The sequence below is a fragment of the Bacillus sp. DJP31 genome (assembly GCF_049310945.1).
Lineage (GTDB): Bacteria > Bacillota > Bacilli > Bacillales > SA4 > Bacillus_BS.
Map to the genome: position 1 here is coordinate 15,029 of NZ_JBMERO010000010.1, position 26,196 is coordinate 41,224.

25 protein-coding genes and 3 pseudogenes are annotated in these 26,196 nt (G+C 37.9%); 8 read left to right on the forward strand and 20 right to left on the reverse strand.

Annotation, left to right across the window (positions count from 1 at the left end; translation table 11 throughout):
• Positions 1 to 50: 50 nt before the first annotated feature.
• Positions 51 to 2,018 (reverse strand): S9 family peptidase, encoded by a 1,968-nt coding sequence (locus tag ACOI1C_RS10925; RefSeq protein WP_422510566.1) that lies wholly within the window; start codon positions 2,016 to 2,018, stop codon positions 51 to 53.
• Between the two features lie 159 nt (positions 2,019 to 2,177).
• Between ACOI1C_RS10925 and ACOI1C_RS10930 the strand changes: the two genes are divergently transcribed.
• Entirely contained in the window at positions 2,178 to 2,537 is a 360-nt protein-coding gene (locus ACOI1C_RS10930) for a hypothetical protein (protein ID WP_422510567.1), read from the forward strand.
• Positions 2,538 to 2,539: 2 nt separating this feature from the next.
• On the opposite strand, the gene ACOI1C_RS10935 is transcribed toward ACOI1C_RS10930, so the two are convergent.
• Together ACOI1C_RS10935 and ACOI1C_RS10940 are read right to left on the reverse strand one after the other, a co-directional pair.
• Positions 2,540 to 3,070 carry a competence protein ComK gene (locus ACOI1C_RS10935; protein ID WP_422510568.1) on the reverse strand — a complete coding sequence of 177 codons (531 nt, stop codon included), beginning with the start codon at positions 3,068 to 3,070 and terminating at the stop codon, positions 2,540 to 2,542.
• 135 nt (positions 3,071 to 3,205) lie between these two features.
• Complete coding sequence (locus ACOI1C_RS10940) at positions 3,206 to 3,430, reverse strand: hypothetical protein (protein WP_422510569.1); 225 nt, start codon at positions 3,428 to 3,430, stop codon at positions 3,206 to 3,208.
• A gap of 178 nt (positions 3,431 to 3,608) precedes the next feature.
• Here ACOI1C_RS10940 and ACOI1C_RS10945 point away from each other — a divergent pair, with 178 nt between their 5' ends.
• Complete coding sequence (locus ACOI1C_RS10945; protein WP_422510570.1) at positions 3,609 to 3,836, forward strand: IDEAL domain-containing protein; 228 nt, start codon at positions 3,609 to 3,611, stop codon at positions 3,834 to 3,836.
• A gap of 271 nt (positions 3,837 to 4,107) precedes the next feature.
• On the opposite strand, the gene ACOI1C_RS10950 is transcribed toward ACOI1C_RS10945, so the two are convergent.
• Both ACOI1C_RS10950 and ACOI1C_RS10955 read right to left on the reverse strand, forming a co-directional pair.
• Complete coding sequence (locus ACOI1C_RS10950; protein WP_422510690.1) at positions 4,108 to 5,586, reverse strand: flotillin family protein; 1,479 nt, start codon at positions 5,584 to 5,586, stop codon at positions 4,108 to 4,110.
• 29 nt (positions 5,587 to 5,615) lie between these two features.
• Positions 5,616 to 6,134: an NfeD family protein gene (locus ACOI1C_RS10955; RefSeq protein ID WP_422510571.1), complete on the reverse strand. Its 519-nt coding sequence runs from the start codon at positions 6,132 to 6,134 to the stop codon at positions 5,616 to 5,618.
• A gap of 286 nt (positions 6,135 to 6,420) precedes the next feature.
• Here ACOI1C_RS10955 and ACOI1C_RS10960 point away from each other — a divergent pair, with 286 nt between their 5' ends.
• Together ACOI1C_RS10960 and ACOI1C_RS10965 are read left to right on the forward strand one after the other, a co-directional pair.
• A complete protein-coding gene (locus ACOI1C_RS10960; RefSeq protein WP_422510572.1) occupies positions 6,421 to 7,383 on the forward strand; it encodes a processed acidic surface protein in 963 nt (320 codons plus the stop codon).
• A gap of 35 nt (positions 7,384 to 7,418) precedes the next feature.
• A complete protein-coding gene (locus ACOI1C_RS10965; RefSeq protein WP_422510573.1) occupies positions 7,419 to 7,934 on the forward strand; it encodes a class D sortase in 516 nt (171 codons plus the stop codon).
• Between the two features lie 137 nt (positions 7,935 to 8,071).
• On the opposite strand, the pseudogene ACOI1C_RS10970 reads toward ACOI1C_RS10965, so the two are convergent.
• The 7 genes and pseudogenes from ACOI1C_RS10970 to ACOI1C_RS11000 form a co-directional block, all read right to left on the reverse strand.
• Positions 8,072 to 8,587: pseudogene (locus ACOI1C_RS10970) on the reverse strand (isocitrate lyase); the annotation flags it as partial.
• Positions 8,588 to 8,658: 71 nt separating this feature from the next.
• Positions 8,659 to 9,603 (reverse strand): aminoimidazole riboside kinase, encoded by a 945-nt coding sequence (locus ACOI1C_RS10975; protein ID WP_422510691.1) that lies wholly within the window; start codon positions 9,601 to 9,603, stop codon positions 8,659 to 8,661.
• 53 nt (positions 9,604 to 9,656) lie between these two features.
• Complete coding sequence (locus tag ACOI1C_RS10980) at positions 9,657 to 10,928, reverse strand: M48 family metallopeptidase (protein ID WP_422510574.1); 1,272 nt, start codon at positions 10,926 to 10,928, stop codon at positions 9,657 to 9,659.
• An 879-nt stretch (positions 10,929 to 11,807) separates the two neighbouring features.
• Positions 11,808 to 12,119, reverse strand: a complete 312-nt coding sequence (locus tag ACOI1C_RS10985) for an AzlD domain-containing protein (protein WP_422510575.1) — start codon at positions 12,117 to 12,119, stop codon at positions 11,808 to 11,810.
• Complete coding sequence (locus tag ACOI1C_RS10990; protein ID WP_422510692.1) at positions 12,109 to 12,822, reverse strand: AzlC family ABC transporter permease; 714 nt, start codon at positions 12,820 to 12,822, stop codon at positions 12,109 to 12,111. The genes ACOI1C_RS10985 and ACOI1C_RS10990 overlap by 11 nt, the downstream gene beginning before the upstream one ends.
• Positions 12,823 to 13,352: 530 nt before the next feature.
• Positions 13,353 to 14,903 (reverse strand): fatty acid--CoA ligase family protein, encoded by a 1,551-nt coding sequence (locus ACOI1C_RS10995; protein ID WP_422510576.1) that lies wholly within the window; start codon positions 14,901 to 14,903, stop codon positions 13,353 to 13,355.
• Positions 14,904 to 15,035: 132 nt separating this feature from the next.
• Positions 15,036 to 15,779, reverse strand: coding sequence for an MBL fold metallo-hydrolase (locus ACOI1C_RS11000; protein ID WP_422510577.1), 744 nt, complete (start codon positions 15,777 to 15,779; stop codon positions 15,036 to 15,038).
• A 160-nt stretch (positions 15,780 to 15,939) separates the two neighbouring features.
• On the opposite strand from ACOI1C_RS11000, the gene yhfH reads away from it, so the two are divergent.
• On the forward strand, positions 15,940 to 16,071 hold the full coding sequence (gene yhfH / locus ACOI1C_RS11005; protein ID WP_422510578.1) for a protein YhfH: 132 nt from the start codon (positions 15,940 to 15,942) through the stop codon (positions 16,069 to 16,071).
• A gap of 271 nt (positions 16,072 to 16,342) precedes the next feature.
• Here the strand turns inward: yhfH and hemY are convergent, their stop codons facing one another.
• The 4 genes from hemY to ACOI1C_RS11025 form a co-directional block, all read right to left on the reverse strand.
• Entirely contained in the window at positions 16,343 to 17,746 is a 1,404-nt protein-coding gene (hemY, locus tag ACOI1C_RS11010; RefSeq protein WP_422510579.1) for a protoporphyrinogen oxidase, read from the reverse strand.
• Between the two features lie 17 nt (positions 17,747 to 17,763).
• Positions 17,764 to 18,702 carry a ferrochelatase gene (gene hemH / locus ACOI1C_RS11015; RefSeq protein WP_422510580.1) on the reverse strand — a complete coding sequence of 313 codons (939 nt, stop codon included), beginning with the start codon at positions 18,700 to 18,702 and terminating at the stop codon, positions 17,764 to 17,766.
• Positions 18,703 to 18,705: 3 nt separating this feature from the next.
• Positions 18,706 to 19,764: a uroporphyrinogen decarboxylase gene (gene hemE / locus ACOI1C_RS11020; RefSeq protein WP_422510581.1), complete on the reverse strand. Its 1,059-nt coding sequence runs from the start codon at positions 19,762 to 19,764 to the stop codon at positions 18,706 to 18,708.
• 188 nt (positions 19,765 to 19,952) lie between these two features.
• Positions 19,953 to 22,073, reverse strand: coding sequence for a transglycosylase domain-containing protein (locus ACOI1C_RS11025; protein WP_422510582.1), 2,121 nt, complete (start codon positions 22,071 to 22,073; stop codon positions 19,953 to 19,955).
• Positions 22,074 to 22,255: 182 nt separating this feature from the next.
• Between ACOI1C_RS11025 and ACOI1C_RS11030 the strand changes: the two genes are divergently transcribed.
• Positions 22,256 to 22,768 (forward strand): antibiotic biosynthesis monooxygenase family protein, encoded by a 513-nt coding sequence (locus tag ACOI1C_RS11030; protein ID WP_422510583.1) that lies wholly within the window; start codon positions 22,256 to 22,258, stop codon positions 22,766 to 22,768.
• A 329-nt stretch (positions 22,769 to 23,097) separates the two neighbouring features.
• Here ACOI1C_RS11030 and ACOI1C_RS11035 read toward each other — a convergent pair.
• The 3 genes and pseudogenes from ACOI1C_RS11035 to ACOI1C_RS11045 all read right to left on the reverse strand — a co-directional run.
• Positions 23,098 to 23,456 (reverse strand): annotated as a pseudogene (locus ACOI1C_RS11035) (terminase large subunit); the annotation flags it as partial.
• A gap of 238 nt (positions 23,457 to 23,694) precedes the next feature.
• On the reverse strand, positions 23,695 to 24,237 hold the full coding sequence (locus ACOI1C_RS11040) for a hypothetical protein (RefSeq protein ID WP_422510584.1): 543 nt from the start codon (positions 24,235 to 24,237) through the stop codon (positions 23,695 to 23,697).
• Between the two features lie 72 nt (positions 24,238 to 24,309).
• Positions 24,310 to 24,750 carry a hypothetical protein gene (locus ACOI1C_RS11045; protein WP_422510585.1) on the reverse strand — a complete coding sequence of 147 codons (441 nt, stop codon included), beginning with the start codon at positions 24,748 to 24,750 and terminating at the stop codon, positions 24,310 to 24,312.
• 275 nt (positions 24,751 to 25,025) lie between these two features.
• Between ACOI1C_RS11045 and ACOI1C_RS11050 the strand changes: the two genes are divergently transcribed.
• Positions 25,026 to 25,217 carry a hypothetical protein gene (locus ACOI1C_RS11050; protein ID WP_422510586.1) on the forward strand — a complete coding sequence of 64 codons (192 nt, stop codon included), beginning with the start codon at positions 25,026 to 25,028 and terminating at the stop codon, positions 25,215 to 25,217.
• A 64-nt stretch (positions 25,218 to 25,281) separates the two neighbouring features.
• Positions 25,282 to 25,431: pseudogene (locus ACOI1C_RS11055) on the forward strand (hypothetical protein); the annotation flags it as partial.
• A gap of 23 nt (positions 25,432 to 25,454) precedes the next feature.
• On the opposite strand, the gene ACOI1C_RS11060 reads toward ACOI1C_RS11055, so the two are convergent.
• Positions 25,455 to 26,150 carry a phosphatase PAP2 family protein gene (locus ACOI1C_RS11060; RefSeq protein ID WP_422510587.1) on the reverse strand — a complete coding sequence of 232 codons (696 nt, stop codon included), beginning with the start codon at positions 26,148 to 26,150 and terminating at the stop codon, positions 25,455 to 25,457.
• Between the last annotated feature and the right edge of the window lie 46 nt (positions 26,151 to 26,196).

Sequence of the window (26,196 nt, forward strand, 5' to 3'; positions counted from 1 at the left end):
TCACCTTTTGCTATTACCTTCTATTCTCAAACATTCATCTTCCCTCAATTTTACAGATACTCTTCAAACCACTTTGCAATATGATCTAAACGATGTATTCGTAGATTCGGATTCCCGCTTCTTGATAAGTCATGATTGGCTTCAGGGAATCGAACGAGTTTCGTTACCTTTTTTTGATGCTTTAAAGTGACATAGAGTTGCTCTGCTTGCTCAATCGGGCAACGATAGTCTTTTTCACTATGCAAGATCAATAGGGGTGTTTGAATATTGTTTGCATATTTTATCGGAGAATGATTCCACAGCCTCTCGGGATCAAACGCATCCCCTCTTAACACTTCCCACTCCGCAAAAAAGTACCCGATATCACTAACTCCATAAAAGCTGATCCAATTACAAATACTTCTCTGTGTAACGGCTGCTTTGAAAAGATTCGTATGACCAACAATCCAATTCGTCATAAAGCCGCCGTAGCTACCACCCGTAACTCCTAGACGGGTTTCATCAACAAAATCATAGTTCTCCAGTACATAATCAACCGAGGACATAACATCCAGATAATCTTTTCCACCATAATCTCCTCTTACTGCATCAACAAAGGTTTGACCATAGCCATCACTACCTCTTGGATTCGTAAACAACACCGCATATCCAAGAGCTGCGAGCATTTGGAACTCATGGAAGTACGTATTCGCATACATGGCATGTGGGCCACCATGAATTTCAACCACGAGTGGTACCTTTTTCCCTTTTTCAAATCCAATCGGCTTCATGATCCAGCCATGAATCTTCCAGCCATCCTGCGCTTGAAAAGTAAGTGGTTCAGCCATTGCAAGTTCTATGTCCTTCAATACCTCATCATTTACAAAGGTAAGCTGTTTCTTAGCACCTGACTGCAAGTCAATCAAATATAAGTCACCCGGATGGTGTGGCATGCTAATTCCCGCTACAACTTGATGTGATTTTACATCTGCTGTAAACGAGTACACATGCTGATCCCCTAATACGACTGGGTACATCAACCCCTCAATATTTCCATAGTAAATAGCGGTACTTCCTTGATCACTTGCTAGGAAATAAAAACCCTCGCTATCATAGGTCCAAATAAGTCCTCGTGCCACACTTCCTATATGGAAATCACCAATGGCAGCATCGCCCATTTGAACGTCCCATTCTGCTGTTAAACATGTCAGTTCTTCTAAATGAACGTTATACATCCAAATTCTCGATAATGTGGCTGACTTAAACTCTCTGTAATGTCCAATAAAGCTAATGGATTCTCCGTTTGGAGACCAGCTTGCATGACTAAAATTTCCGCCATTTGTGATCCGTTCTAATGTTCGCTCCACTAAGCTAAACACATACAAATCATTTACTAATTCATAATCTGCATCTTCTGAAGGGTTAGAAAATAAAGTAATATACTTTCCATCAGGTGACCAGCTTCCGATTGTGTAATTATACATACCATCAGTTAGGACCTGTATTTCACCTGTTTGGACATCTACAAGTGCAGCTTGTGTGAGTTTGTCATCTAAAAAGCCAGCGGCATCAGACTTATAGAAAAGTCTATCTACGACTAATGGCTTTAGCTCATCCTTTTTCGCTTCTTTTTCTTCTTCGTTGGCTCCTAGACTTAGTGATAGGAGTAGGCTCGTTCCATCAGGAGACCACGCAAACTGACTAACCCCGTTTGCGGTATTCGTTACCTGACGTGGTTCTCCACCTTGCTGGTTCATGATATATACTTCTGTTTGCTCAGTCCTTTTTGATAAAAAGGCAATCCATTCTCCATCAGGTGACCAAGATGGCTGAGTATCCCTAACCTTACCGTATGTATATTGACGAATACGTTCGCCGACCTTTCTTGATACAAATAGGTGTGAGTAATACTTTCCATCTTCTTCGTTCATTTCGGTCTGAACAAAGAGTAAATACTCACCGTTTGGAGAAAACAACGGATTGTTCACTGATTTTAGCTTGTATAAGTCGGTTGATTGAATTCCTCTTTTTTTGCTCATACTGTTCGGTACACACCCTTCTTTTCTTTTATGAAAATATTTCGACAACAGAAATATATTTTCCTTCCTGTCACTTTATATTTTTCACTTGCAATTATCATGTTCTTATCTTATGATATACACACAAGAACACTTGTTCTTTAAAAGGAGAGGATGAACGTGACACGTATACCAGACGACGATCGTGATATACTTGAGCAATTTCTATTTCTACCTATGGCTCTGACTATCTTTCAACGAGATATGTCCATTATTGAACGTGCCCCATTCAAGCTTAAACAGCCCTACATTCGGTGTATTGAGGAATCCATGAACCATATTCAACGCGACCTAGCCATTCTAAAACATGAAATGAAGAAGAAAAAAATGAAAGCAGAACAGGTAAAGCGGGATGATACATTCACTTCATTCCTGTTCATCTATAAAGGCTATGAAGAGCATCATAATTACTTTAATCCACGAATCCGAAACAATGTTCAAACCATCATGGAAAAGTACCTACTTCAAACGCGTGCTTAACACTACCTTACTTCCCTTTGACGAAGATGGGATGTGGTTAGGAAGGATGTCTTTCTATTTTCTTTAGAAATCCTACTAGATAACGTGGTTATAAGCTGCGCAGTTCGGTATAGCTGATTTTCAAGTGATCCTTTAGAGACAGGTAATGTTGTCTTTTGTCTGTTTGTAAAAATCAATAACGTTTCATCATACTCACTAGATTGAATGTTTTGAACAAATGAATGGGAGATCCAAGCGCATTGTTGACGGCTTGGGGATAAAGTAGGAAAAAAATAGATGTAATTACTGGGGTCAATAACAATAGGCGCTTTATGGGTGATTCCCATGATTTCTTTAGTCCCTTCACGCCTTCCTTTCATGCTGCTTCCGAAGAACCGACAGCTACGTTCCATAATGTCAATTGGCTTCATTTTGACGAGATAATCGCCATCCATTTCCATGACCCTCGAATACAAGCCTTGTTCCGTAACCTCTGGAAGTATGGCCATCGTGTAAGGACTAATTTCATATTCAGTTAAAAGTGTTTTGTTCAATTCACTTGCCCCTTTCAATTTTTATTCCCTTTTATAGTAAGGCAAACCATTTGGAAAATAAAGATATTTATGAAAATTTTACAAAAAATTAAAAAAGCAATCTTCTTTTAGAAAGAAAATTACTTTTTTGAGTGATTATGAATTATTTGTTATCTGGGAGATTTCCTTTTCGGCAATGTACTCATTACCTTCTTCAACCGAAATGTGTTGATCAACAGAATCACCAAGATTTGAACCACTGAATTGATTAAATCTGGAGGTAACTGTCATTTGGGGATTTAGTGGCGTGTTAAACGGATTTTCTTTCTTATTCTCAAATCCATGATTTGCTTCTGTCACGGGATAACCACCTCCATCCATAATATTCCCCTATTTACAGCAATTATTCCTACTTACTACTTTTTATCCATTACTACTACTATCATCTAAATTAAATAAATATTCAGTAAAGTGTTGAAGTTAACACTTTACTTACATACAATAGAAGAACAACTTAGAAAACTTGATTCCTATCAAGTCATATCAGGAGTGAAGAATGATGGAAAAAAGACGTTCCTATTCTGATCTAATGAAAGCCTCAGCCATGAGAAAGACCTCTGAAACAGAGCAAACAAATATTTATGTTCAAATGATGCTAGACGAAATTATCTTTAATGCAAAAGCACGTAGATTGGGCCTTGAAATTGATCATGCTTTAGATACAAGAGACCTCTTGGCATTCCAACAACTTTCTAAAGAATTCAACTCATTAATGCGACATGCTTAAGTACGTTCATTTCTTTTCATATAATTCCATATCCATACAAAAAACTCGTCATTTTTGACGAGTTTTTTATTTATTTTTTTCTCGGGATCATATAAACCTTTTGGTTACCGCTCTTGCTCTTTTTTGGGGTTTTCGGGCATCATAGAGGATACTGGTTACGAATCGACCTCTTAATTAGGTTACAAATAAAATGACGTGTGACCATTCACACGTCATTCTGTTTTTCATTTATTTGGTTTACCCAATTTACAGAACTTTTCATTTTATCTCTTCACTCTTTTGGAGCGTCTGGTGCATTAATTGTCGCGTGACTTGGTTTTCCTTGACCTTGAACAGGTGATTTCTTAGTGATATTGCTAATAATATCAACAAGATCAAGACCCGAGACATCTTTGACCATGTTTGGAGCTGTTGCCATTAGCTGTGTCACATAGTTCGTGATACGGTTTGCCCCTTCGCCATTGCCTGTATCAACAACTGTAATCTTATCAATATTTCCAAGCGGTTCAGCAATCTTTCCAGCTAACTCTGGTAGCATTCTTGCTAATATATCAAGAACTGCTGCCTCGCCATAATTCATAAACGCTTCAGCAAGCTTTTCCTTTGCTTCAGCCTCGGCTAGACCTTGCAGTCGAGTGACCTCAGCCTTAGCTTTACCTTGGGCAAGCTCTGCCTCTGCGGTTGCTTTTGCCTCTGTCTCAATTTTGTATTGTACGGCATCTGCTTCACGCATTCTTTTGGCTTTTTCAGCTTCGGCTGCTTGTTCAACCGAATAACGATCAGCATCTGCTTTTTTTCTTACCTCTGCATCATATTGCTTTTCACGACGTAAAATCTCTTTTCCTTCTAAATCAATTTGACGTTCTTTACGAACGATTTCTACCTTCATTGTCTCTTCAACAGCTAGCTGCTGGGAACGAGCCTCGGCAATTTGATACGCCTGGTCAGCTTCTGCTTTTGCTGTATCCTGTTCTCTTTTATAGGCAGCCACTTTTAATTGATTATCCTTCGAGGCCTCGGCAATTGCTGTATCACGTAGTAACTCGGCACGTTGCCCCTCTTCCTCTGCCACAGCCTTTTTAATCCGTGAATCTCTAATCGCCTCTGCTTCAGCAATCTCTGCATCTCTCTTTACAGCCGCAATTCTTGGACGGCCAAGTGCATCTAAGTATCCGTGTTTGTCACGTACATCCTTAATTGTAAATGAGACAATCTGTAGACCCATTTTCTTTAAATCTTTTGCAGCACTACCTTGAACTTCTTGAGCAAAACGATCACGGTTTCTGTAGACCTCTTCCACTGTCATCGACCCTAGAATTGCACGTAAATGTCCTTCTAATACTTCTTGTGCTTCACTTCTCAAATCTGCAATAGGCTTACCTAGGAACTGTTCAGCTGCTGTTGCAATTTCTTCGACTGATCCACCAATTTTAATGATGGCTACTCCATCCGCCATTACGGGTACACCTTGTTCAGTGTACACCTCTGGAGTTGTCACATCTAACTTATGAGATAATAAAGAGATAAATTCAGCCCTCTGGAAGATGGGAAGAATAAAGGCTCCTCCCCCTCGAACAATCTTAATATGCCTACCCGACTCATCAGATAACACATTTTTAGATCCTAAGAAAGTTCCTGTTACAATCATCGCCTCATCAGAGCTAACTGTTTTGAATCTAGCCCAAAACGCAATACCTAGTACAAAAAAGACTGCAACAACTACAATCGGAATTAATAAGTAAGTTTCCATCATCATTACTCCACTCCCTTGTTTATTATCTATAATTGCTCATAAGGCGACACTAATAAGGTGTTTTCCCTTACTTGTATAACTAACGCCTTTGTTCCTGATGGGATTCCAACTTGGTCAAAACTTGCGGCAATTTGGTTTGATAGACTTCCACCGATTGAAAGTACGATTTCTCCATAGCCTTCTTTCGGTATCGGAATCGTTACTTCTCCTACCATACCAACCAAATCTTGAATCGAGAATCCTGTAGAGTTTTCTGTGTTTTCCATTGGTTTAACATAGAAAAAATAAAATAATACACTTAAAACAGAACCAATACCAAGTGAGAATAAGAGAATAACTGCAGTTGAAAATGCGGTGTATGTAGTGAGTAAGATTCCTGCTCCTCCCAATGACGTCAAGGCACTCATAATGACAGTTGTCTGGAAAATTCCATGTAAATCAAATGAAAGTGCATCTAGCATACTTCCAAGAAAGTCATCAAAAAGAACCGTTAATAATGAAAATATAATACCTGTGATTAGGCATCCCCAATAGATTTCTAACACTCTTCTCACCTCCTGCTTCCCTATGTAATACGGATGCTGTAAAGAAAGGTTTCAGCATTTTTGAGTGTATTCAGCATAAATAATTTTAATAATGGTGAATTTTCTGCACATTATTGTATAGTATGTATATTTTTTTGCGAAATGACGTTTGTTTTGGTGGATTTAGTAAATTTGCCAATTCTACTAAATCAGAGAATACTAGCAAATCATTGAGATCTATACATGAAATTCTTTTTTTCTACAAATAATACCAATATTCTAAAGGTATGTAATGGAGGAATGAAGTTTGAGAACATTTATTATGGGATTGGTCTTATATATGTTGTTGGGTGTGTCTAGCTCTGTACTAGCAGCTCCTCCGGATGAAGATCTTCAGCTTTATTTGCAAAAGCTTGGCTGGACGAAAGAGGATCTAACTGAATACTTAGGCACGTATGAGCTTTCACTCGAAGAATTTGAAACGATGGAAGACTTAGTTGAGGTGTTGGGTACACCGATCAATGAATCCAATGTTCAGAATGTGCTAGATAGCTATGGTCTTTCAATGGATCATTTAAAAGAACTTCTTGCTCAATTTGGAGAAACGACTGAAGATTACACCTTCATCGAAGACTTGAGTAAGGCGGTTAGTTTTTACATAGAACACACGGAAGCCATGACGGGAATGTCAGATTTTCTTTCCTATGTTGGTGTGACAGATGGTGAACTGACACGAATGTTTGATCATATTTCCAAGATTGAAAAGGGATCCTTGCAAGCAGAGCTCCAGGCTATCAACCAACGAATTGATCAATTGGGATCAGTAGATGAAACAAACGGGCTTTCAGAAGAGCAACGCATTGAATTACTTGCCCTATTTGAAGATGTGATGTCCATTTATCAACTTAATCCTACCTATCAAGTAAGTCCTGTCTTGGGCACTAGTAATGAAACCATTAGCTACAATCAGCTTACAGATATAGATTCAATAGATGGAAGAAGTGTTAAGGTTTCCTTGTTTACTAGTCAGGGGAACCTCTTGGCTGATATGACTCTTTCATCTGACATGCTAGCTTCGGATTTTGTTATTCAAGCTAGTGAACAGTTTGCACAAGTTGGACAAGTTGCTTCAAACATGAATAGTTTCATGTACGGTGATCTGTTACCGAATACGGCTTCTAGTTACTTAGTGAATGTATTGTATGGCTTGATCCTACTGGTAAGTGGAATTTGCTTATACTTATTTACTAGAAAAAGAGCTGTTTTTTGATAAGGTTTTTCTCTTTTGCGCTTGGGATTTTGGGATTGGTCATTATACTTCATAATGGCTTTTGGTTCTGGAAAGGAAATACTCTTACAGAAGAAGTCGCCAATAAATCAGAAACGGAGCAGGTTCAATCTGTTTCCGTTCAATCTCCAACATTCGTTGTCGGGGATCACATAGGAATGCTCTCCATATCCGCTTTGGAGATGAAACTTCCTATATTCCATGGAACATCTAAGAACGAGTTAAAAAAAGGGGTTGGACATTACGTAAAGAGTGCGGTGCCTGGTGAGAATCGCCATACTGTCTTAGCCGGGCATCGAGATACTTTGTTCCGGGAGTTAGAAGATATTCATGTAGGCGATGAAATATTGGTGGAAACGAATAGAGGGGACTTTCTTTATACGGTGTTAAAAACTAGGATTGTGGATAAGGATGATCGTACTGTGTTAGTAGAAAAACCGTCGGAAACGCTAAGTTTAGTGACTTGCTATCCGTTTCGGTACGTTGGTGATGCTCCGGAGCGGTTTATTGTGTCGGCAAGGCTGGTAGAATAGGTGCGAGGTGTTTATATTGGCTAAGCTTGGATAAATTAAGCGGTTGTATTGGAGAAATGTTTGGGGTGTAAGAATCGAATATGGAATATATGTGTCAAACTGATATTAACAACTTCTATGAAAACAGGTAGCCACCATCAGGCTACCTGTTTTTTCCATTTATTTTGTAAACCCTCCGTCGATCCTCTCAAAGCAGTAGTCGATGATTTCCCACCCGTAATCACCTGTGCAACCTCGTCAAAATAACCCGTTCCTACTTCGCGTTGATGTCTAGTTGCAGTGTATCCAAACTGTTCACTCGCAAATTCTGCTTCCTGTAACTCTGAATATGCTGCCATCCCTTTTTCCTTGTAGCCTCTCGCTAATTCGAACATGGAATGATTCAGCGCATGAAATCCAGCCAAAGTTACAAACTGGAATTTCTACCCCATCCTACCTAGCTCTTTCTGAAATCTCTCAATCGTTTCATCATCTAGCTTCTTCTTCCAATTAAATGAAGGTGAACAATTTTAGGCTAGTAGTTTTCCAGGAAATTGCTCGTGTATCGCTTCAGCAAATGCCTTCGCTTCCTCAAGACTCGGTTCTGATGTCTCGCACCAGATCAAGTCTGCATAAGGAGCATAGGCTAATCCTCTAGCAATCGCTTGGTCAAGGTATAATTAAAGCTTTAATATCATCATAAATAAAAAAGCAGCCGTGATTTAAGACCACTACTGCTTCCTAGTTATTTGAGTAAAGCTACTACCTCTTCCTTCGTAGGCAGTGCTGTCATGGCTCCTTTAACAGATGCTGCTAATCCGCCTGAAATGCTTGCAAACTTAACCATTTTCACAATATCTTCTAACTTAAGATAAGTAAGAGCTACATCCAACTGACTCATCTGATAAAGCATGGCAGATACAAATGCGTCTCCAGCACCTGTCGTGTCCACTGCATTTACCTTCATAGCCCTTACTTTTTCTGCGTCGCCTTTAAAGTGAATAACGCTTCCATCTGCTCCTAGTGTGACTAAAACAAGAGGAATATTATACGATTCGAGCTTTACTAACCCTTCTTGAATATTTGTTTCACCTGTTATGAAATGGAGCTCTTCGTCAGAAATCTTCAAAAAGTCTGCTTCATGTAGCAAAGAAACAATCACTTCTTTTGCCTTTTCCCGGCTTTTCCATAGCCCTAATCTCAAATTCGGGTCATAGGAAATGAGTAAACCGTTCTCCTTTGCTAGCTGGATTGCTTTTAAAGTCGCCGAACGAACTGGCTCGTGAATCATGGAGATGGAGCCAAAGTGTAAGATATTGTGCTCTTTGAAAAGCTTCTGATCTACATCCTTTTCATGTAGAAGTTGATCAGCACTTCGATCAATAAAGAAACTAAAGCTACGATCGCCATCTTCACTATTTGTCACAAAAACAATGCCTGTTTTCGCTTCATCTGTTTGACTAAAGGCTTCTACTGAAACTCCATAGGAATCCAGTGTTTTAATTAGAAAGTCACCTAATACGTCGTTCCCTACTTTTCCAAGAAAACTTGATCTCCCTCCAAGTCTAGCTACCCCAACGGCTACATTAGCCGGTGCTCCTCCTGGACATTTTTCGTATGTTAAATTAGAAGAATCCTGCGGAATAAAGTCAATTAATGCCTCACCTAAAGAAATAACACCCTTCAATATGTCCAACCCCTACCTCGCATTTCCTCCTAGTGTATCTCATTTCTCCCGCAAAATCACTTTTTCTCGATTTCTTTTAATTCATAGTTTTCTAGATAATGAATTCGTTCTAACATGGTTGGATGAGTATAGCGGAAAATTTTGACGATCAATGGTGGGTTGATCTGGCTCAGATTGGATTTTGCTAACTCCTGAAACGACCCCACAGCAGAAGTTGGATCTTCCGTTAACTCAACCGCATAGCTGTCTGCTTCTAGCTCATGGGCTCTAGAAACGGTGTTACTAATTGGTGTAAATAGGAATGACAATACCGATAGTAGTAAAAAGAATAATGGAATACTGGCCATTTCTTGAACTTCACCTATCTTAAATTTGTCTCCCCACCTACGAATGATTACATTCATGAGCTTATAAATGAGATACAAACCCGCGAGTGTAACAAACATCGAGCCAATGATGCTTAGGAACACATGCTTTTTTACATAATGGCCCATTTCATGTGCCATGATAAATAGCACTTCACTGTCTTTGAGCTTGTTTAATGTCGTATCCCATAACACGATTCTAGAATTCCCACCGATTCCAGTTACATAAGCATTCATGGAATTTGTTTTTTCTGACATGTTTACTTCATACACATGCTCAGCAGGTATTCCGGCCTCATCTGCAAGGGACAGAATTTGCGCCTCAAGCTCCTTGTCCTTTAACGGATAAAAATCATTGTATAAAGGGTCAATAAACACGGGCTGGATAAATGTGAGGAAAAGGGTGAATGGAACAGATAGAATCCAAGCATAGAGCCACCAGCGTTTTGGACTTCTTCTAATCAGGCTGTATAACACAATCACAATTATTCCTGTAATGAAAAAATTAATCCAGAAATCCAACAGGTAGTCCTTCATCCAGCCCTGAAACGGCTGAACACTGATTCCGTATTCTTTTGAAAGGTTATAGCCGTATAATTTAAAAGGAAAGCTTAAGATCGTTGTAAAAAGTGTAAGCCAAAATAAATAAATGAGCACCTGCAAAGATTGAAACTTTACGGTTCCCACTGACCAATTCTGAAACTTCTTCGACAACCCCACACCAAGTAATATAAACAAAAGCAGCCACTCAAACGGTGTTGTGATGAAATATAAAGCATTTCTGATTTTTGAAAAATCCTCACTTAACAAGAGCTCTTGATCATTCATGAACGTGGCCGGATCAGCCGAGGTCCCCTTATACACATCCGGAATCGTCGTATCTGCCCACTGGTAAATATACAAACACATAACTAAACTAAATAGCACGTAAACAATGATTGAACCCCATACTGCCTTTTTCATTTATGTATGCCCCCCTAACTAGTCCTATTTTTATACTTAGTTAGTGAAAACAGAATATAGAACTTTACATAAAATTTTTATCATAGAATGTCTTTGTGGAGGTAAATGGTCGAATGAAATAGAACTATAGATGATAAATCATTTCTAAATACGAATGGTGGTGAATTTATGAACCGGAAAAATTTCTTTCAGACAAAAAAAGTTTAATTCTTGAAAACCTAGTAGGAAAGGAGATTTCACTTATTTATAGTGATACACTCATTTATACTTATTACAATCTTACCCCTAACAGAGCCTGTTCAAAAAGGAGGACAAAAAGAGCAAAGAAGTTCAAGGAAGCGAAGTCTTGAGCTACCTGCGCGTATGTTTTGTATACGTGAGGAGCGGAAAGACGAGCTGACGAAGAAATTCGAAGCTATTTTTGCCGGACTTTTTGAACATCCTCTAACAATGATACTTTTCAAATATATGAGGGTGTTAACATTGAGGTAAATAGGGAATTTTTATTTCTGGGTTGTAAAGAATATGAAACAGAAGATTATGATGAATATTATGAGTTAACTATTAAAATCCAAAAAATATCCAGATCCCTTATCGTATGAAGTCAACGATTTAAATATATGCTTTACAAAACCTATATAACATATTGCAGTGTGGTTAAAAATAAAAGGAATCACTGTCTATTCTGCAAAGGAAGAGGTTAAGTATAAAAAGCAATTTACTGCATTTATATTTCATTTATCAGGTGGAAGAGCATTATGCTTGACCCCTAATCAACCTTCTGGATTTTATCTAACCTTTAACCAAGAGAGAATTCTAGAGTTAACAAAGGATCTAAATGAAGTGTATTGCTTTAAGTAATAGGGTGTTTTTTCATGCTTACATAGACATGAGATATGAATAACAAGTTAGTACAGTGATTGATCCCAGCACCACAATGATTACATTTGCTCCTATATAGGCGATGATAAAAGCTGCAGCAGCACCAATAATCCCAAGCCAGATATCATCACTAATCAAAAAAATTCCTGGTACAACGAGGGCACCTAATGTAGCGTAGGGCACATTTTTTAATATTCCCTGAAGAAATGGTGGCAATTCTTTCCCACTTAAAGAAACAAGGGGAAGCATTCTAGGTAAGTAGGTAACGATTGACATCCCGATAATCATCAACACTATATTAGTTTCCATCTTGCTTCTCCTTTCTACTTGCAACAAGCTCTACAATGACAGAGGAGAGTAAGGTCGCACTAACGATTGCCCAACCTGGATCCACGACTAGATAGAATATGGAATTTAATACAGCTGCTAGCCCAGCCAAATATATAACCTTTCGATGCTTTTTTAAAGAAGGAACAAGTATTCCTACAAACATAGCATATAAAGCAATTCCTAAGCTCTCCTTTAATGTACTAGGAAGACTTGAGCCAATTAGATGACCGATGACGGAGCTAACGACCCAGCTTGAATAAGAGATCGATATGACTCCGACTAAAAATCCTGTTGGAATTTTTCCTTCTCTTGTTGAAACGATTGAAAATGATTCATCTGTGATTCCAAAAGAATACAGTGCCTTAACAGACCTGGGTGCAGCCTCCATTTTTTCATTCAAAGATGCACTCATCAGGAAGTGTCGAATATTTACAATAAAAGTCGTCAAGATAATTTCAAACATGCCTGTTCCTAGAGTTAGTAGATTTAATGCGATATATTGGGATGCACCAGCAAACACTAACAAGCTCATTAACATAGTCTCCGTGACAGATAAACCAGTTGCTTTAGCCAAAAGTCCAAAGGTTAAAGCAATTGGTATAAAGCCAATGGCAATACTTACCCCTGCTTGCAAACCGTATGTAAATTGTGAGGACTTTTTTTCGATTGCTGTTACTGACAAAGCCATGGCACCTCCTTTTAAAATCAAAATTGTAACCTTATTTTCTATTAATCTATTCGTTTTTGCAATGTCTAATTCTCGGCTCAAAAGGAAGTTGGTTTAATAAATAAGGAAAAAATTTCTTAGTAGAATCCTTGTAATTTAAATTTAGTTGGACTCCAGATTCAACACTAATGGGCAAAATATTGATTTTTTTTGGTAAAAAATGTATAATTTCCGATAAAAGTAGTTTTTCGGCTGATAAAATTGAATATTGGACCATAAAAATGAAAAACGGCTTAAAAATCCTATTTTGGGCCGATATAATCAAACTTCTGGCTTATAAGTGGAATTGGGCCGGCATTCTCTAAGCCTATACTACTTCAAATCTAACACCTAATAGATTTCTACCTCCCTTTGCATTGAATTAGACCAAATTAAAGGCAAAGTTAATTCGTATATAGTAGATTTATAGTAAGAACGGTGGATTTTCTTGATAAGGGGCCATTAAAAAAAAGAAAACCAGCCAAAAGCCAGTTTCCTTATTATTTCTATGAATTTAGCACTTTATCCTTCAATGCTCTTCTTAATATTTTTCCTGTCGTGTTCTTCGGTAGTTCCTCTAAAAATTCTATTGAACTAGGAATCTTATATTTCGCAAGACTTTCTGCGCAATAACTAATTAGTTCTTCTTCTGTCACTATTGAACCCTGTTTGACTACAACAAAGCTCTTTACTGCTTCACCGAAGTTCAAATCAGGTACACCAACTACAGCGACCTCTAATAGAGAGGGGTGAGAGTAAAGCACTTCTTCTACCTCACGAGGGTAGACATTGAATCCACCGACAATGATCATATCCTTCTTTCGGTCCACAATGTAGAAATAGCCTTCATCATCCATTCGCGCTAAATCACCCGTGTATAACCAGCCATCACGAATGGTATGAACAGTTTCCTCAGGCATTTTGTAATAGCCTTTCATCACATTTGGACCTCGGACTATTAATTCTCCAACTTCACCAACAGGTACTTCTTCTCCAAGCTCATTCACGACTTTATTTTCAACGTTGATGATACTTGTTCCAATTGAACCTGGCTTTCTTGGACGATCCAATGGATTAAAGCATGTAACAGGTGCTGCTTCTGATAAACCATAGCCTTCAGACACAGCGACTTGGAATTTCTGTTCAAATGACTTTAATAAAGCCACGGGCATCGAGGCTCCACCAGAAATACATAATCTCAAGCTCTTAAGGTCCTCAACAGCAGCAGTCGGGTTTTGTAAGAGGAAGTTGTACATAGTAGGTACTCCCGCAAATACTGTAGCCTCATGCTTCTTTACTATTTCAAAAATTTCACCAGGACTGAATCTTGGTACGATAATAACTGTTCCGCCATTCATTACCGGAGCGTTTAGTGCTACAGTCAAACAAAACACATGGAACATTGGGAGTGTTGCAATCACTCGGTCTGTATCATTAATTTTCAAATAATCAGCTGTATCCTTGGCATTGCTATAAATATTTTTATGAGTAAGCATCGCACCCTTTGGCTTTCCTGTTGTTCCAGAGGTATAGAGAATAATACCTACATCTTCTTGATTAAGCTCAGGTCCTTCAAACAAATGACTACCAGAAGAAACGAGGGTTGTAAACGATTTCATTTTGGAATAAATCGAGAGCTTCGTGATATCCGCTTCTTCTTCCTTTGGTGTTTCACAGTAAATAATCTGCTCTACTTTGGGTAATAAGGCATTCATCTTTTCAAACAATGGGAGTAATAAATCAAGCGTCACAACTGTTTTAACATCTGCATCATTCAATATGTAACCTATTTCATCTGGCGTGTAAGTTGGGTTAATTGGAATAACAGTAACACCCGCTCGAATCGCACCGTATAAACCAATCACAAAGTGAGGGCTGTTTCCTAGTAAAAGAGCAATATGATCTCCTTTTTGAACGCCCATCTCTGTTAAGCTATGAGCAAACTTTGAAACCGCTGCATTGAATTCTCTGTAAGAAGTTGGTGTGTCAAGGAAATGGTATGCTGGCTTATCGCCGTATTTTATTGCGTTTTCATTTAGCTTATAACTAATATTCAAACGATTTCCCTCCCAATTGAATGAACAATCATTCATTTTTTGTTTAAAATAAAATATTCTAAATATATTATATTTCAAGATAATAATTGGTACAAGGGAAATATTTATTTGAATAGAAAAAAGGGTAGTTCATTACCCTTTCTGTTTACTCCATTCCCACCCACTCTTCGCTAATGAGATGGGACCCAAGTATTCTTTTTGTGCTTGTTGAATTAACTCATTATGGTCACCAAAATGAGGGAGATGAGTTAGCAGAAGCTGCTTCACGTCTGATTTCTGAGCTAACAAACCTGCATGTGTACTTGTCATATGACCTGCCTTCTCTCCATCCATTCCTTCGTATAAATTGCATTCACATATGAGCAAATCAGCGTTAGTTGAAAAAAGTTCAAGTTGTTCCAAATAGGAAGTGTCTGCGGTATAAATGATCGTTGCTGATTCTGTTTGTATTTTCATCGCATAACATGTGACGGGATGCTTCGTTTTTAAAAATGAGATGGTAAAAGGACCTAACGTCAATTGTTTTCTAGGATCATAGGCTGTTACAGTTGTTACATTTTCATAAGTCAATTTCATAAATTCTACTTCATTCTCAGCATGACCATAGATGGGAAGTGGAAACATTTGGTGGCCAAGATAGCCTTTTATTAGTCTTGCATACTGAAGGGCACCTATATCACAAACATGGTCATTGTGATAATGCGAGATGAGGACCGCATCTAGATCTTCAGGATTTACGTAATACTGAAGCTGTGCTACAACACCGCTCCCACAATCTACAAGAACTTTATAATCATCACTTTCTACTAAGTACCCTGATGTTGCTTCTCCCTTGCCTGGATAGCCGCCCCAAAAACCGATTACGGTAACCTTCACGATTGAATCCTCCCTAACTTTGTTTGATTTTATCATAGCAAAATATATGGGCATTCGCACAATTACTCAACTGTTACAAAACAGTTGTTGACTATGGACGAATTGTTATAATACAATGTAAGTAATAGAATATAAGTTATATATCAAGGGGGAATGCTTCATGTTAATGAGTAGCATTGAATTTTTTAAGAACCTTCCACCAAAACAATGTTCGGAATGTGGTAAAGAAATCGATGAACAGCATGAATGCTATATGAGTCACTGTGAAAACTGCAACAAAATTGGGAAATAAGTTCGTATAGAGCCAGAGTTAGCTCTTTTTTTGAAGGATTTATTTTAAGCCAGTCAGTCAAACTGACTTATCGGCGATTAATTGATTTTATCAGCGATTATCAGTTTTTATCAGCGATTATTGATTTTTATCAGCGATTATCAGTTTTTATCGGCGATTATTGGGATATATCGACTTTAACTGCATTCTTCCAGTTCAAATCTCACTCGAAAGAAATAACAATGACCTTTCTAGACAAAATAAATAGACCTTCATCAGAAGGTCTATTCTTTTATTCAGCGATACTAGCCAGGATCTCATCCACAGCCCGCTTCCCTTGATCAATACAATCAGGTAAGCCAATTCCTTCAAACGAGCTCCCGACTAGAAATACATGAGGTAATTTTTCTACAACCTGCTTCTTCATCTGGCCTACTTTTTCCTGATGCCCTACCATATACTGAGGCATGGATTTTTTCCATCGAGTCACGATCGTGAACTCAGGATCTGCTGTAATTCCAAGTATGCTATCTAAATCAGCCTTCACCGCTTGTATAATTTCCTCATCTGATTTAAAGACGATACCTTCATCAGACGCTTTCCCTACATAGCATCTAATTAAGGCTTTACCCTCTGGCACAGTATGTGGCCACTTCTTATGGGTCCACGTACATGCGGTAATGGTGTAAGAACTGTTTCTGGAAACAACAAAACCAGTTCCCTCCAGTTCACTAGTCATCGCCTCGATCGGATAGGCCATCGCAACGGTCGCAACAGATGTTGATGGAACTTCTTTGAACTCTTCTAAAATTCCAAAAGGTTCAAGTAGCGTCTGCGATACCTGGTGTGGAGTAGCAAATACAACAAAATCAAACACGGCTTCTTTCCCACCGCTTGTACGTATAGCATAAGCGCCTTCACTCTTTTCAATGGTTGTCACCTGTTCTCCCATCCAAATACTTTCTGGTGGAAGATGATCCCGTATTGCTTCAACAAACGATGTAAGACCCGTATTAATCGTTTGAAAATGAGCTTTTCTATCTTTTTTAGAACCACTTGTTGCAGGAGTAGTAGCTTTCATCCCTAAAATAAGACTTCTGTATTTTTTCTCAACCTGTTGAAATTGAGGAAACGTTGACTGGAGACTTAGTTTATCAATGTCCCCGGCATATATGCCTGATAATAAGGGTTCAATCAGATTTTCTACCACTTGACTGCCTAAACGTCTCCTGAAAAATTGACCTAAAGACTGGTCTCCATCTTGACTGCTCTTAGGTAAGACTAAATCAGCAGCAGCACGTAATTTTCCTACCGGTGTAAAAAGGCCGGTAGTTAAAAATGGTGACATCTTTGTTGGAATCCCCATGACTGCACCATCTGGAATCGGGTGTAGCACGTCTTTGACTAAGACGTAAGCCTGTCCTGTCGCATTATTGACAAGTCTATCCCCAAATCCGACATCTAAAGCTAACTGACCTGCACTCGCCTTTCTTTCTAAAAAGGAGTCCGGACCTGTTTCAATTGTATATCCGTCACGCATTTTCGTCGAGATTTTTCCACCTAATTGCTGACTAGCTTCTATTAATGTAAAAGTGAGGTCTATATCTTTTTCCAACGCCAGCTTTTGAAGATAAAAAGCAGCTGCTAGTCCTGTGATACCCCCACCAATAATGGCTACTTTCTTTGGTGTATTCATTTCATTTCATCGCCTTCTTATTTCTCTATGCTAGAAATTTCATTTAAAACTACTGTCACCATTGCATCAATGAATTCTGGTTTTGAATTTGGCATCTCTGGTCGATAATAGCTTGCACCGATATCATCTGTCACGATTCTACATTCTGTATCATTATCGAAAAGGACCTCTAAATGGTCAGATACAAATCCTACAGGAATATAAACAAACGCTTTATATTGATGTTTTTCGAACAATTCTCTCGTTAAATCCTGGACATCTGGTCCTATCCATGGCTCAGGGGTGTTCCCTGCACTTTGCCAGCCAATTTCATAATTTGTAATACCAGCCTGCTTGGCGATTAAATCCGCTGTCTCTTTTAGCTGCAAGGGATATGGATCTCCTGCCGCGATTATTTTTTCAGGAAGACTATGTGCAGAAACAATAAGAACAGCATTGCTTCTCTCGTCTTCAGTCATACTTGCAAATGTAGTCTTAACTTGCTCCACCCAGTAATCAATAAATTTCGGCTCTTTATACCAGCTTTCAATACTCCGAATGCTTGGACCGCCAATTCGCTCTGATTCCTCTTTTGCACGACCATTATAAGACTTTACACTAAAGGTTGAGAAATGAGGCGCAAGCACAATACTTACGGCTTCTTGTATTCCGTCTTCTTTCATCTGCTGGACTGCATCTTCAACAAACGGGTCAATATGCTTTAAACCCAGATACATTTTAAACTCAACTTCATCTTGTATCTCATTTAAGCCCTTTTCTAACGCTTCCGCTTGTTCTAATGTGATTTTGGCAAGTGGTGAAATACCACCAATAGCTTCATACCTTCCTCGGAGCTCTTCTACCATCTCTGGTGAAGGCTGCCTACCTCTACGAATATGAGTATAAAAACGTTCTAAATCTTCTTCTTTATATGGGGTTCCATAAGCCATCACTAATAAACCCATTTTCTTTTTCATGAATTAATTCCCCCTCTTACTTATTTGATTTTTAGAGTAGTCATGAACAAATGCAGTTAATCTCTTAAGTGTTTCAACTTGAACCTCTGGAAACACACCGTGACCAAGATTGAAAATATACCCTGGTTGATTCATTCCTTGATCCAGAATTTCCTTAGCTCGTTCTTCAATAACTGCCCATGGTGCTAATAGTATAGAGGGGTCTAAATTACCCATAACAGATTTGGTGATTCCTTTTGCACGTGCCTCTTGAATAGGCAAACGCCAGTCAAGTCCGACTACGTCTAAAGGTAAATCGTGCCAATCATTAACTAAATGACTTGCACCTACACCAAACATCGTCAAAGGTACATTTTCTGCGCGTAGTGCGCTGAAAATTCTCTCCATTGTCGGTTTGATAAACACCCGATAATCCGCTACATTAAGTTGTCCAACCCAAGAATCAAAAATTTGGAAAGCCTTTGCTCCGGCATGAATTTGAGCCCTTGCATATGTAATCGTCATTTCAGCTAATTTGTCCATTAATAAAAACCAGGCCTTAGGTTCAGCATACATAAATGCTTTAGTACGGTGATACCCTTTTGACGGTCCACCCTCAATCATATAGCTTGCAATCGTAAACGGTGCACCTGCAAAGCCGATTAACGGTACATTTAACTGTTCTTGTGTTAACAATCGAATGGTTTCTAATACGTAAGGAACATCTACTTCTGGATTGATTTCCCCTAATTTTTCTACATCGGCTAATGATTGAATTCGGTTTGAAATAACTGGACCAATTCCACCCACTATTTCAACGTCCACACCAATTGCAGGTAATGGTGACATGATATCCTTGTAAAGAATTGCAGCATCCACATCATATTGATCCACAGGTAATTTCGTCACATAAGCACATAATTCTGGCTGATGGGTAATTTCAAACAGTGAGTACTTTTCTTTTATCTTTCTGTACTCCGGCTGAGACCTCCCCGCTTGTCTCATATACCATACGGGTACATGATCCGTTGATTCTCCTCTGCAGGCTTTTAAATATGTATCATTAAATGTTCTTGTTGTCATACGTACACACCTTTCACATCACTAATCTATTCATTATATTTCTACTATCCAATCTAACTATACAATATTTCTTTCATTTGTGTAGGGATTGAGCATACTGTTCATAAAAAAGTCAAACCTTGAGTCAAGTTAGAGATTAACACAAACAAGAAAACCTCTTATCGCTTAGTAAGAGGCTACTTGTTTACTTAGGGTGAGGCGACATTGGAGTCTTTTCCAGCTTCTTCTGTTTGTGGGTTATATGGAACGACGTAATAGTTTGAAAGGTTAAAGATATTAACATTTTCTTTTTCGAAAGTGCCTTTTCCTCGAACATCATCAATATGGTTCCACTTTCCATTCTTTTCTTCATACACCTTGAATACTACTCTCTCATCTTTACCAGGGTTCCAATGCAATTGAACGGTGAAAAGTCCAAATGGTTTGAATGTAAGGTTAGCTGTAAGCTCTGTCTCATTTGGCAATTTGATTGGCTTTTCAAGTTCCTCTACACCCGTTGGAGCGATGAAGCTTGCTGTTTGGTCTAATTCGGAAGATGAGAGGATCTTTTTAAACAATGCCGTTGGATAGGTGCTTCCTTTTGTGAGATAGTGATTCTCGTCTGTCGTATCATACCCCATCCATAACGCACCAACCACATCGGGTGTATAGCCAACAAACCATGCATCTCTAACGGCACCGTCTATCTCTGTTAAAGAGGTTGTCCCCGTTTTCCCAGCAAGATGGCCTTCAAACTCCCCTGCTTTAGCCGTACCTTCGTCTACTACCGCCTCCAACATTCTCGTCACATACCAGGCTGTTTGAGGCGAAAAAACTTCCTTTTCGTTTACTTCTGGATTGGAAATAAGCTCACCTTTTTGGTTCATCATTTTCTTAATAAAGTAGGGCTCGATCACCTTTCCATCTTTTGCAAACGCTCTATACGCTTTTGTCATTTCAAGCGGTGAAACACCCTTTTCAAGTCCACCAAGTGCGATGGCAAGACCCTTGTCAGGAATAGAGATACCTGCTTTATCAATATATTTCTTCCCAGATTCAACACCAATTTTATCTAATAACCAAACTGCTGGTGCATTCGCAGAGGTCTTTAAAGCATCATACATTGAAATTTTCCCTTTATACGTTCCACTTAAGTTACTTGGTGAATAATCACCATAACTAATTTTCTGATCAACCAGCATCGAGTAAGGATGATATTCTTCTTCCTCTAACGCTGGCCCATACACAGCTAATGGTTTGATTGTCGAACCAGGCTGTCGATTAACAATCACTCGGTTCGTACCCTTATGAACGTAATCCCTTCCACCCGTGACAGCTAATACCCCGCCATCATGAACATCCATTAACACAAATGCTCCTTGGGCATGGTCATCGGTCCCAGGAAAATATTCTTTGTTTTTAAAAAGTTCATAAGACATTTGTTGTATTTGTTGATTAATAGGTATTGTAATTGTATATCCACCTGTCATTAGCTCCTCATTTGAGAGGTTAAACCGTTGTTTTGCTTCCTCCATGACCATATCTATATACGTTGAAAAGGCCGGATTTTTTGCATATTCGTTAACATCTAAAGCAATTGTCTTTCCCTTTAAACGAACGGCTTCCTCTGCCTTGATGTACCCTTTTTGATGCATCCTATCAAGAACTAGATTACGTCTATTTTTACTATCTTCCATATAATTTATTGGTGAATAGTTGGTAGGGCTTTTGGGAATTCCTGCGAGCATTGCCCCCTCTTCAATTGTTAGTTCTGATGAAGATTTACCAAAATAAAACTTAGCCGCGGTCTCGATTCCATAAGCTCCGTGTCCAAAATAAATTTGATTTAAATACATTTCAAGAAGCTTCTTCTTACTATATTTTCGCTCTAAATTAATCGAAATTATCGCTTCTTTTGTCTTTCTTAGCCACGTTTTTTCATTTGATAAGAACACATTTTTCGCTAATTGCTGTGTGATGGTACTTCCACCTTCAACTTTTCCACCGGCTAGTATATCTTTATATAACGCCCTTAGAATAGCCTTTACATCTATGCCATGATGTTCGTAAAATCGGGCGTCTTCTATGGCAATGAATGCTTCTTGCACATGTTCTGGTATTTCATTAATCGTTACAAGGTCACGGTCCTCTATATAAAGCTTTGAAATGATACTTCCATTTTCATCAACTAAGGTTGTGGTTGAATCCATCACTAGCATTTGTTCATCAACGACTTGGTTACCGGCAATTAAGATCACAATATAACCAATTAACCCTACAATCATAGTAGATACCAGTGCCAATGCACCAATTAGAAGCTTGCGTTTCATTTTCGCCACCCCTTTCAAACAATTACATCTCAAATCATACACTATTTTCGACAATTATTGCATGTTTCCACCTTATTAGTATCGTTTTATAGTCGGATAGTTATGTATGATTTTCCAAAACACCCGAGATTTTCTTTCATACCCATTTTACAGTTATACTACTAGCTAGGAGGTTGATAAACATGAACATTTATATTACATATGGTACGAATGATTATTTACATCAGGTTAGAGAAAACCATTCAAATGAAATAATGCTGATTTTGACTGGAGAGGAAGACCAAGCTCTCTTACTCCACGAAACCGGTAAAGAGACTATCTTTAAGGAAGGCAAACATTATGAAATACTAGACCAGTCAGGCATTCTAAAAGAATCTGGCTTTGCCATCTTAAACAACATACCTGTCAGTGATGAAGGAAGAACATTGTTTGAGTATCGATTTAAAAACCGTGCGCGAATGATTGAAAATGAACCAGGATTTGGAGCCATTCGTGTACTTAGACCACTTAACAGCGACACGTATATCATCTTCACTCAATGGGAAAGTAAACAGGATTTCTTAAACTGGCAAAACTCAAAAGCCTATGATACTGCCCATAAAAAAAGAGGCACATCAGAAGGAATAGACCAACAATCCATCTTCCCAAGACCTTCATATGTAACGAAATATTCAATCTTAACAAATCAGTCTTAAATGCCCGCCATTTTGTAAGTGAAAAAAACATCCCACCTGAATGCTGACATTCAGGTGGGATTGATCTGACTAATAACAAGGCGAATCGTGGTACAAATCCTCGAAATATTTCCTGGGAAAAACATTATACGACAGATTCACCTTGATATAGCTTAATTGTTACAATTACCGCCTAATAAATATGAAAAAAATGCCACTATTTCTCTTAAATTAGCATTAATATTTCATTACTACCCTCACACGTAAGCCCTAACATCATATTCTGTTGTTTTATAAAACGGATTCCATTCCCTTAACCAACTCGCAAAGCTCATTTTATGATCACCCCCCTACACAATAATTGGTTTAAATCCGATATTAGTAAAATCGATTTCCCCGTAATCTTCTAATTCGCTATCAGCATCGAGAGCATGTAAAAAAGCGTAGAACCCATCGGTCTTACGCTTTTCTTTGTCTATCTTCTTGTACTCTTTATTCTATTCCCGTTATTCAAATAATCCACATACACATTTCCTACATACCAGCGCATTAATGGATCATTTCCGAAAACAAGATTCTGATTTATAAAGCTGTCATCAACAATAGGAGATAGTTTACTATGAGTAAAGTTACCTGTACGGCATATTTCAACTTCAAAGCCTACCTCTTCAAGTTTCGGACCCAATATAGTTGCCCTATGTGTATCCATGCCCGTTTCCTCATCAATGACGTATCCGTCATTCACACTTAAAATCATTACATACACCTTCTATTATCATTCGTAATCCAATTGAAGATAATAAGAAAGAATTATTATTAATGCACTCACAATTTGTTCATATAAATTGGCTATGAGTTCTGGTAAATGGTCAAATTCCTTTTAAATTATCCTATTCAATTAAAGAAAATTTCAATTCAAAAAATAGAAGCCATCAAAAATGGCTTCTTTATAACCTTTCATACTTTAATATACTCACTGAATCGTCAATGTCGCAAATATGTACACTATTGCTAATCAAATTATTAATATCATCTGTATTAAAAATAATTCTTGGTCCAAAAGGGAATACAGCAGTTAGTCCTATGATTTTTTTATTTTCTAAATGAATAAGTATACCCGTTAACCTGCTACTACTATCTATTTTTTCATCTGGGGTAAGAATTGTTATTTTCTTAACATTTGACCAAATATCAATACTAGAAATAGGATTTTTGTATACTAGATTGAAATATTCATTCGCCTCATACTCTAATGGATCTGGATGGCTTTGTTTTTGAATGATTAATCTACAATAATCATTTTCAACCTCTTCACAACCAATAGATAGATACTCTTTTCCAACACCTATAACTACCGGTTCAAAGATATCAAATGAGTGATTATTTAAGTTATAACTCATTGTATTACTGTTGATTGTTGTAACATCCTGACCTATGATACCCCTAAGAGTTTTAATCTCATTAATAGTTAGTACAGCCTTTTTATCCATATTAAAACACTCCAATTGATAGTAAATAACGAGTTATTAATATAACTTCATAAACCTAACCTGTTTGAATAACTATGGTATATATCTAATTACTTCTCTGCCATCTGGCCATTTAATTGTTGGTTGACCTGTAGTTGTTGAATTCGGATACAGACTTACATTACCGTAGGGAGTTCTAACATACCAGCCAGTACTATTTTGAAATGGAATTGAACCTCCGTTATTATTACCCAAATATCTTCCGAAGTCAGATACAGCCTTTAAGTAAGTGCCTGGTTTATTATAGGTTTTGTAATTGATTCCACCACCATATGTTGCTGTTGAACGTAGTGAAGACCAACCTGTTGGAGAACCACCATTACACATTGGTTTCACAATATCAGTATTTTTTAAGTGCTTTGTAGGTTGGCTATAAATATTATAGCATGCTGCAGAAGACTCACTAGTGGCAAATTGTGTTGAAACGACGATTAATAAAACTGCTGTTAGAAGGTATTTTGTGAATTTTAACATTTTTGCACTTCTATTATTTAAAATTTTTGTTGTATTCTGCGCATATACAACAATCGAATTTTAACACAAGTTTTCCATAATTGTAAAAATATTTATAAAAGAGGAAAAAATTATAATTAATAAAATTTTCATAATTAATCTTTTAATTCCCTTTTTTCTGCTATTACTTCTAATTTTAATTTTAAAAAACAAAGAGCATTCTTTACGAATGCCCTTAACTCTTATAAACTTCCTACTTTCACATTATAGATGAACTAATCGGAAAAACCGAACAGTTGCGTGAACAAGAGAAAAAAATAACCCATGAACTGAATCAATACAAACAGGCTCAAAGAACGAATGTGGATGAAAATACGTATATCTCTGAGAACATCAGGACATTATGGGAGCATGCGGATGACATTGAACGGAAGCAGATAATGACGACCATATTTAATCAACTGGTGATTGATACGGAAGATGACTAAAAAAGAGGTGTAGGTGGTAAACCTAGAGAAATCCTTATTGTATCAGCAAAATAAAAAGATGTCTTTTGTCGATAGAAGTACGCTTGTACCTTGGGCGCTCATTCCTGCGGCAGCCATTTGTGGGGTCGATCCATTTGAGTTAGCAAAACGAAATCTATTACCTGTTGTGATTGGTTTGGTTGTTACGACCATTGTTGCCATGTTTTTAATATAAGCAAAAAGAGCGAACATAACCATTCACATGGATAGTTCGCTCTCTTTCTTTACTCTTCTTGAAAGCAAAGTTGAAACAATTTCGTAGATATAGATACATAGCATTAAGTAGACTAGCGCGATCGAGAACCCTGCGAGCACATCTGAAAAATAGTGGGCTTGAAGAAATACTCTACTTAACCCCATAAATCCTAGGTAACAGCATAGAAAAACTATAGCTATTGTTTTTAAGTGTGACTTCTTCATATATCTCAAGATAAAGTATATTAAGATCCCGTAAAATGCCATAGAAGTAGTTGCGTGGCCACTTGGAAAACTATAACCAGTTGCATCAATAGCCGAATCATAGATTGGACGATCTCTTTGAAACACATCCTTTAAAATCTTGTATAATTGATCGCTTCCATATAACACAAGCGCTATGGTTGCCATGCCGAGATAATCCCTTGTTTTCCACCACACGATGATAAGTGATAAAACAGCGATCGAAATGACGATATTTCTTGTTCCTAGATTCGTAAAAAACGCGATAGTCTCATAAGTACTGCCAGTAATAAAGGAACTTGAAAAATCTAAAAGCAATTGATCAAACCAGAACCCCTTTTCCGTATGTATCAGATAAGCAATAAAAAGAAACAAAACTAAGCTTAATGTAGTGACGATTAGTCTTAGTGATAGATAATTGCTGAAACCCTTTTCTGTTTTTCTTTGCATTTCCATATTAATCCTCCTCCCTATATCAATATTATATACGATTTACTTAGCA

Excerpts from the sequence above, each read along its gene's own strand:
- ACOI1C_RS11045 (WP_422510585.1), bottom strand. The coding sequence starts at position 24,750 with ATGTTAAAATTCACAAAATACCTTCTAACAGCAGTTTTATTAATCGTC.
- ACOI1C_RS10980 (WP_422510574.1), bottom strand. The coding sequence starts at position 10,928 with ATGAAAAAGGCAGTATGGGGTTCAATCATTGTTTACGTGCTATTTAGT.
- ACOI1C_RS10985 (WP_422510575.1), bottom strand. The coding sequence starts at position 12,119 with ATGGAAACTAATATAGTGTTGATGATTATCGGGATGTCAATCGTTACC.
- ACOI1C_RS10950 (WP_422510690.1), bottom strand. The coding sequence starts at position 5,586 with ATGGAAACTTACTTATTAATTCCGATTGTAGTTGTTGCAGTCTTTTTT.
- ACOI1C_RS10940 (WP_422510569.1), bottom strand. The coding sequence starts at position 3,430 with ATGGATGGAGGTGGTTATCCCGTGACAGAAGCAAATCATGGATTTGAG.
- ACOI1C_RS10945 (WP_422510570.1), top strand. The coding sequence starts at position 3,609 with ATGGAAAAAAGACGTTCCTATTCTGATCTAATGAAAGCCTCAGCCATG.
- yhfH (WP_422510578.1), top strand. The coding sequence starts at position 15,940 with ATGTTAATGAGTAGCATTGAATTTTTTAAGAACCTTCCACCAAAACAA.
- hemH (WP_422510580.1), bottom strand. The coding sequence starts at position 18,702 with ATGAAAAAGAAAATGGGTTTATTAGTGATGGCTTATGGAACCCCATAT.
- ACOI1C_RS11025 (WP_422510582.1), bottom strand. The coding sequence starts at position 22,073 with ATGAAACGCAAGCTTCTAATTGGTGCATTGGCACTGGTATCTACTATG.
- ACOI1C_RS10925 (WP_422510566.1), bottom strand. The coding sequence starts at position 2,018 with ATGAGCAAAAAAAGAGGAATTCAATCAACCGACTTATACAAGCTAAAA.
- hemY (WP_422510579.1), bottom strand. The coding sequence starts at position 17,746 with ATGAATACACCAAAGAAAGTAGCCATTATTGGTGGGGGTATCACAGGA.
- ACOI1C_RS11030 (WP_422510583.1), top strand. The coding sequence starts at position 22,256 with ATGAACATTTATATTACATATGGTACGAATGATTATTTACATCAGGTT.
- hemE (WP_422510581.1), bottom strand. The coding sequence starts at position 19,764 with ATGACAACAAGAACATTTAATGATACATATTTAAAAGCCTGCAGAGGA.
- ACOI1C_RS11060 (WP_422510587.1), bottom strand. The coding sequence starts at position 26,150 with ATGGAAATGCAAAGAAAAACAGAAAAGGGTTTCAGCAATTATCTATCA.
- ACOI1C_RS11040 (WP_422510584.1), bottom strand. The coding sequence starts at position 24,237 with ATGGATAAAAAGGCTGTACTAACTATTAATGAGATTAAAACTCTTAGG.